This is a genomic window from Aurantimonas marina, assembly GCF_017183135.1.
Classification (GTDB): Bacteria; Pseudomonadota; Alphaproteobacteria; order Rhizobiales; family Rhizobiaceae; genus Aurantimonas; species Aurantimonas marina.
The window spans coordinates 161,326-168,209 of sequence record NZ_JADDXW010000009.1; the positions used below are offsets into that span (position 1 = coordinate 161,326).

Below are 6,884 nucleotides of genomic sequence, written 5' to 3' on the forward strand. Positions count from 1 at the left end.
GCCCGTCGGGCCGCCAAACCATCAGGATGTTTTTCATGCCCGCCCCTCTCGACCGGCGACGTGTCATCGCCATATTGGCCGCCGTCGGCGGCCTGGGTCTCATCCCGTTCGGACGCGAGAGCATGGCCGAAGCCCACGTCGTCACCTGGCGCGGACAGGCGCTGGGGGCGCCGGCGTCGCTCACCCTGCATCATCATGATCGGGCCGAGGCCGGACGATTGATTGAAAGGGCGGTTACGGAGGTCCGACGCCTGGAGCGCGTTTTCAGTCTCTACCGGGACGACTCGGCGCTGGTCGAGCTGAACAGGACGGGTGCTCTCGTCGCGCCGCCGGCCGATATGGTCAGGCTTCTGGAGGCAAGCCGCGCTTTCCGGGATCTCAGCGAAGGCGCGTTCGATCCGACCGTTCAGCCCCTGTGGATACTGTATGGCGAACATTTCGCGGCGCCTGCGGCCGACCCGTCCGGTCCGTCCGAGGAGCGGTTGCGGGAGGTGGCGACTCTCGTGGGGCTCGATGGCGTCAGGTTCAGCCGCGACCGGATCGCCTTCGCTCGGCATGGGATGGCGCTCACCTTCAACGGCATCGCGCAAGGGTACATCACCGATAAGGTCGTCGAATTGCTGCGAAGCGGCGGCATCACGAAAAGCCTTGTGGACATGGGCGAAATTCGCGCGCTCGGCACGCGCCCGGACGACTCCCCATGGCGTGTCGGTGTCGCGGCCATGCAGGATGCGAGGGAACCCGAGGCCATCCTCGAGATCGTGGACAAGGCGGTGGCGACCTCGAGCGGGGGAGGATTTCGCTTCGATGGGGCCGGGCGGTTCAACCATTTGCTCGACCCGCGCGACGGCCGACCGGCCCGGCTCTACCGGAGCGTGACTGTGGTCGCGCCGAAGGCCACCGACGCCGACGCCTTGTCGACCGCCTTCAGTCTTATGGAGCGATCGGCGATCGCGAATGTTCTGAAAACTCGTCCGGATATGGAGGTCTATTTGACCGCCCGTTCAGGCGATCGTCTGCGCCTTCATGGCAATGCGTGAACTGTTCTTGAGGTATGCGGCTTCGTTGGTAGCTGGCGCCCCGGGAGATCGGCCTTGGCGACGTCGCGGTCGTTCATCCGGCTCAACGGGTCCACTCCGCGCACGCTTGTCCAAACAGGAAGCCGTGATCGCCAATCTGTTCGACACCCGGCAACGGGTGGCGGCGGGGTTAGGGCTGACCCCCGACAGGGTCGAGGAACTGGGCGAAGTCCTGGCCGCGCCGCGCGAACCGACCCCGGTTGAGGGGCGCGACGCCTTCTCGCACTGGCCGATGCTGCGCTCGGCGCTGGCAACCCGGCCGGGTGGATTCCAGCGCGAAGCGCAGCATTCTCATGAGAAGCGGATTCGAACGTCTTTGCCAAGTTCCTTGAGGAGTGCCTGGACAGGGTGATGAAGCCGAGACATTTTCTGGGCGTGGTGTTGAGGGTGATGATGGCGTCTTGGAGATGGGCTCCATCAATGGCATCGATGCCGAGCCAGCGCGGGAGCCATCGCCGCAGTCGGCCGTTGGCGTTTTCTATCCCACCTTTCTGCCAGGAGTCGTAGGCATCGCAGAACCATGCCGACATGCCGAAGAGGTCGGTCAGCAGGCCATGGCGGGCGAAGGTCGTGTCATTGTCGAGCGTCACCGAACCGTGCAGGCTTGGATCGAGACGGCGCAAGATCACCATCATTGACGAGATGGTCTCTGCGGCGGTTTTGCCGCTCATCCTTGTGGCCAGCATGATCTGCGTTCTCGCGCTCGTGCAGGACTAGGAGGGGGTCGGTGTGCTTGCAGATAATGATGTCCGCTTCCCAATGGCCGACTTCGTTTCGGTCTGCCGCCGAGGCTGGGCGATCATGGATGGAGCGGCGATTCTTGATGGTGTCGCGGGAGGGGCGAGCGCGCAGCGGCCGACGTCGCGTCCGCCGCCTGACCAGATAGCGCCACAGCTTCTCCGGCAGTTGAGCAGTGCGGTAGATGAAGGTGGATCGTCTCGGTGACGAGAGTGCACAGCTTTGGCTCAGTGTTTTGCTTGAGCCAGCCGGCGATCTGCTCGGGCGACCAGGGCGGGAGGCCAATGGGCGGGTGGCGAGCCGTCTGCTGGCGCTGGCGGGTGCGCTGTCGGGGATGCGCCGGGCGCAAGCGGCCGAGGCGGCGGATATGGACCGCCAGCCTCTGCGCGACTGGGTGTTGCGCTATAATGTCGAGGGCGTAGCGGGTCTGCGCGACCGACCGAAGGGGCACCGGCCGGAAGCGCTCACCGAGGCCGATCATGCGACCGTTTTCTCGTCCAATCCTGGTGTTTCCTTCAGGGATGAGCGCCCCCACGCTTGGACGGACCCTCCGGCGCTGTCACGCGGGCTACCCCCAGATCACTCAGGATGACGTAGAGCGCGGGCAGACCGATCAGCACCAACACCGTGGATACGACGAGGCCGAATACGACCGCAATTACCAGTGGGATGACAGCGGTCGCTTGAGTGCTGGTTTCGGCCAGCAACGGCAACAGCCCCGCCGCGGTGGTCGTGGACGAGATGAAGATCGCCCGCAGGCGGGCGCGGCTCGCCTTTCCTGCAGCGGCTTCGATCCCTATTCCCTCGCCGTGGTAGCTCTTGATGAACTGCACCAGCAGGATGGAATTGTTAACGACGATGCCGGCCAGGGATGCCGCTCCCACCAGCGACGGCATCGACAGATTGTAGCCCATGAGAACGTGGCCCCAGATCGCGCCCATGAACGCCAGCGGGATGGCCAGCATGACGATGATCGGCTCCAGATAGCTGCGGAACTGGAACGACAGAATCAGGAATATCCCAAGCAGACCGATGGCCATGCCCCGCGCGACGGATGCGCCCGTCTCCGCCGTGTTAGCCGACTGTCCCTCGATCGAAAAACTAATGTCCGGGTAGCGGTCGACGAGAGCGGTCAGCCAGTCCAGCTGAAGATCGGCGACGATCGCTCCCGCATTGGCGATGCGCTGATCCAACTGGGCGCTGACGGTGACGGTCCGGCGTCCGTCGACACGGTTGATACGAGCCCAGTCACGGTCCGCCTCCACAACTGTCGCTTGCGACAGTGGGACGGCTGCGTCATTCGGACCGATGACGACCGTATCTGATAAGAAATCCTCCGTGGCGCGCTCGCTCCTTGTTTGGCGCACGACGATATCGAGTTCGAGATCCCCGATCTGCACCGTTTCCACGATCTCTCCAAGGACGTTGGTTCGCAGTTGCCCGGCTATATCCGCTGCCGACAATCCGGCCGCTGCCGCGCCGGGCGCCAGCGAGAAAAGCCGCTGCGGCTTACCGGGACGCAGATCACTGATCACGTTATAGACACCCGCATAGGTCGCGAGCTCACCCGCCAGTTCCGCCGCAGCCCGATCGAGCTCGCGAAGGTCCGACCCCTGTAGCCGAATCTCGATAGGCGTCCCTGCCGGGCCGAAACCTGGTTCCTGGATTATCAGGCTCACCAACCCGTCCACCGGGCCGATCGCTTCGCGCCAGCGGGCTGTGAGACCGTCGATCGAGGTGGCTCGGATTTCCGCTGTCAAAAGGTCAGCCGAGACGGTCGCTACATGCGATCCGCTTTCGCCGGCGCTCAGGTTTCGGTTGAAGTCGGCCCGGATCGAGCGCACCAGCGGAGTCTCGCCGGGCTGATCCGATGTCAGCGATCGGTCGACGGTTTGCAGCGCCGTCGTCACCTGTTCCACGACGGCCTCGGTTCGGCTCAGCGGCGTACCCTGCGGCATGAGGATGCGCGCTTCCAGCACGTCGCCATCAATTTCCGGCATCGCCTCCATGCGGATGTTGCCCCCGGCAATGAAGCCGACCGATCCTAGCAACAGCGCCAGCATGACTGCCAGCGTTACGTAGCGCGCGTGAATCGCACGATCGGCGAGGCGGCCGACGCCGGATTCGAAGCGCGCAAAGCCATTGTCGAAGGCTCTGCGCAAGCGGCCTTTGGATCCAGGATGCGTCAGTGTTCCCTTCAGATGGTGCGGTAAAATCCAGAAGGCCTCGACCAGGCTCACCGCCAGAGCTGCAAGCAGCACGATCGGCACAACCTCCAGAACCGCGCCGAGTTCGCCCGACAGAAATGACAGGGGCACGAATACCGCGGCCGTGGTCAGGAACGACGACATCACACCGGGCAGTACCTCTCGCGTTCCTCTCACCGCCGCGTCAAGTGGCACCTGTCCTTCTGCCGCGCGACGCGCGACGTTGTCGGTGATGACAACGGCGTCGTCCATAACGATCCCGATCGCCATCAAGAACGCGACCAGCGAGATCATGTTGATCGACAAGCCGAGCAGCGCCATTGCTGCGAACGCTCCGGCGAAAGCCACCGGCAGGCCCATCACCCCCCAGAACGCCATACGCGCTCGAAAGAACAGACTCATCACCAGCGCAACCAGCCCCAGCCCCATGATCCCATTCTGAATGAGCATCGCCAGTCGATCGCGCACGATCGAGGTCATGTCCGTCGTAAGCGTCAGCCGCACGGTCGCGCCGCGGCGGCTCTGTTCGTCCGCCACGAACTCTTGCAGACGATCCATGACGTTCAGGGCGTCGTCGCGACCACTCTTGTAGACATCGAGGACCAGCGCGCGTTCGCCGTTGAAAAGAATCTTCTCCTCGGCGCTCTCGAAGCCTTCGGTCAGATCGGCGATGTCACCGAGGCGCAACTCGGCTGCCGAGGGTCCGGCAATCACGATCAGATCGGCCAGTTCCTCGATACGCCGCCGCTGGTCCGTAAAACGCAACTGTACATCGGCCTGCCGTGTCTCCAGGGTTCCGAGCGGCAGATCGACATTCTGCCGTTCGATCGCCTCGGCGATGTCGCGAACCGAAAGGCCGTACTGACGCAGTAGATCGGCCGAGACTTCGACTTGCCACTGCCGTTGCGACGATCCGCGCGTCGTCACATCGGCCACATCTGGCAGCGCGAGCAACGCGTCCTTCAGTTGCTCGGCGTAGCGCTCGAGGTCGACAAGCCGCATGTCGCCGCTGACAGCGACGGCCGCGACGAGATCTGTGCGGTGCAGTTCGCGGATGACCGGAGAATCGGCGAGGTCGGGGAAATCGGTGATCGATTCCACTTCTGACTTGATGTCGTCCAGGAACTGGCTCGGAATCCCGTCTGCCGTCATCTTTGCAAGCGCGCTGGCAAGACTGTCCTCGGCGCCGCATTGGAACTCATCCATATGATCGACGCGTCGCAAGCTGTCTTCGAGCCGCTGACAGACCGACTCCTCGACATCGGCCGCCGTGGCGCCGCGGTAGGGGACGACAATGCTGACCTCGGTCGGCAGATAGTCGGGAAAGGTTTCGCGCTTCAGCTGTGGCGCGGCCATTGCGCCAGCAGCCAACAGGAGGATCAACAGCAGATTGGCGGCGGTGGGGTGTGCGGCGAACCAGCGGATCACGGCACATCCTCCGCCATCGCCGCGCGCACCAGCGCCGCTTCGGCCACCGGATCGCGTCGGGGTCGCAGCCGCATCCCCTCGATCGCCGGTACCACGTCGTCGACGATCACTCGATCGCCCGGTTGGAGACCCTCCGCAATCACCGCCACATCGCGCACCGAGTAGTCCGATCGTATCGGTACCAGGCGCAGCCGATCATCCTTATCGGCCAGATAGGCGACGTCCTGATGCACGGCGCTCACCGGAATCACGATGGCCGGGGTCCGCGCTAGGGAGGACAAGATCGCCTCGACATACATGCCGCGCACCAGCGGCAGGAGCTCGGGTGGGCGGGCCGCTCGATAGGGCTCGTCGACCGAGACGATGGCGCGAACGGTACGCGTTGCTGGGTCGATCTCGCTCTCGACCCGCTCCAATCGCCCGGGCCAACTCATCTCGCCGCTGGCGGCGACCAGGCGGACCTCGGCCGATATCGCCGACAGATCGAAATGCGCGCCCAGATCGAGCGGCGCGCTCGGCGTGGCCCGCGATTGGGTGGCGAGCAAGCGGCGCAGTTCCGACAGGCGAATGTGAACTGCTGCTTCGGCCTTGTCGATGCCGTCGCCTGTGACAAGCCGCTGGCCGGGCGTCACCTGCTGCTCCAATTCCACGTCGACCGTCCCGATCCGCAAATCGAACGGAGCGATAATCTCGGTGTCTTCCAGATCTCGTCTCGCTTGTGCCAGAGCGGTTCTTGCGCGCGCCTGCTGGGCGTCCACATGGTCGATCTGGCTAGGAATCAGGCGCAGCCGGTTCTCCAGCGTTTGAACGGCAACGCGTTGCTGCACGGTCGCGCGCTCCTGATCATCCAGCCGCGCCCGTGGACTCGTCCCACTGGCCACGAGCGAGCGAGCCCGCTCCAGCTCCTGTTCGGCCAAGTCCAGCCGTCGCTGCTCAAGAGCCATGAGATCGGATGTGTTGGAACGCTCCTGCTCCAGTTGCCTCCGCTCGGTCTCTAGCGCGGCGACATCCGCCTCGGTCGCGGCGATCGCCAGCCCGTAGCGCGTCGGATCGATTTGCAACAGACGCGTCCCAGCGGGCAGGATGTTGCCGTTTTCCAAGTCGGAATTGCGAAAGGTGATCGGGCCGTTGACGGTCGCGACAGCCTGCCAGACGCGCGCTGGACGGGCCGCCCCGAACCCTCGTACGGTCAGCGTCACCGGAAGCGGCCGCGCCTCGATCACCCGCACGGCGCGCGCCGGAGCCTCTTCCGTGCGGCGGCCAGGCGGCGTTCTCGCCGACACCATATAGGCGATCACCGCAGCGCCGGCCGCAAGCGCCAATAGGATCGGGAAAAGACGTTTCGCGAAGGTCGATGTCGTCATCTACTTGGGCTCCGCCATCATTGCGTTGCAGCGGGGTGAAGGCATCATCTGTCGGGGCACCTTACGGT

The 6,884-nt window shown here is 64.4% G+C and carries 4 protein-coding genes and 1 pseudogene; 3 read left to right on the forward strand and 2 right to left on the reverse strand.

Annotated features, from left to right (window positions below):
- Positions 1 to 35: 35 nt before the first annotated feature.
- From ING15_RS12245 to ING15_RS19510, 3 genes and pseudogenes are all read left to right on the forward strand, one after another.
- The gene (locus ING15_RS12245; protein ID WP_206455098.1) at positions 36 to 1,040 is read left to right on the forward strand and encodes an FAD:protein FMN transferase; all 1,005 of its coding nucleotides are present in this window, start codon (positions 36 to 38) and stop codon (positions 1,038 to 1,040) included.
- 124 nt (positions 1,041 to 1,164) lie between these two features.
- Positions 1,165 to 1,431: a hypothetical protein gene (locus ING15_RS12250; protein WP_206455099.1), complete on the forward strand. Its 267-nt coding sequence runs from the start codon at positions 1,165 to 1,167 to the stop codon at positions 1,429 to 1,431.
- A gap of 663 nt (positions 1,432 to 2,094) precedes the next feature.
- Positions 2,095 to 2,292, forward strand: a pseudogene (locus tag ING15_RS19510) (helix-turn-helix domain-containing protein); the annotation flags it as partial.
- Positions 2,293 to 2,332: 40 nt separating this feature from the next.
- Here ING15_RS19510 and ING15_RS12260 read toward each other — a convergent pair.
- Positions 2,333 to 5,452 carry an efflux RND transporter permease subunit gene (locus tag ING15_RS12260; RefSeq protein WP_206455101.1) on the reverse strand — a complete coding sequence of 1,040 codons (3,120 nt, stop codon included), beginning with the start codon at positions 5,450 to 5,452 and terminating at the stop codon, positions 2,333 to 2,335.
- Positions 5,449 to 6,816 (reverse strand): efflux RND transporter periplasmic adaptor subunit, encoded by a 1,368-nt coding sequence (locus ING15_RS12265; protein ID WP_206455102.1) that lies wholly within the window; start codon positions 6,814 to 6,816, stop codon positions 5,449 to 5,451. Before ING15_RS12265 ends, ING15_RS12260 begins: the two co-directional genes overlap by 4 nt.
- Positions 6,817 to 6,884: the final 68 nt, after the last annotated feature.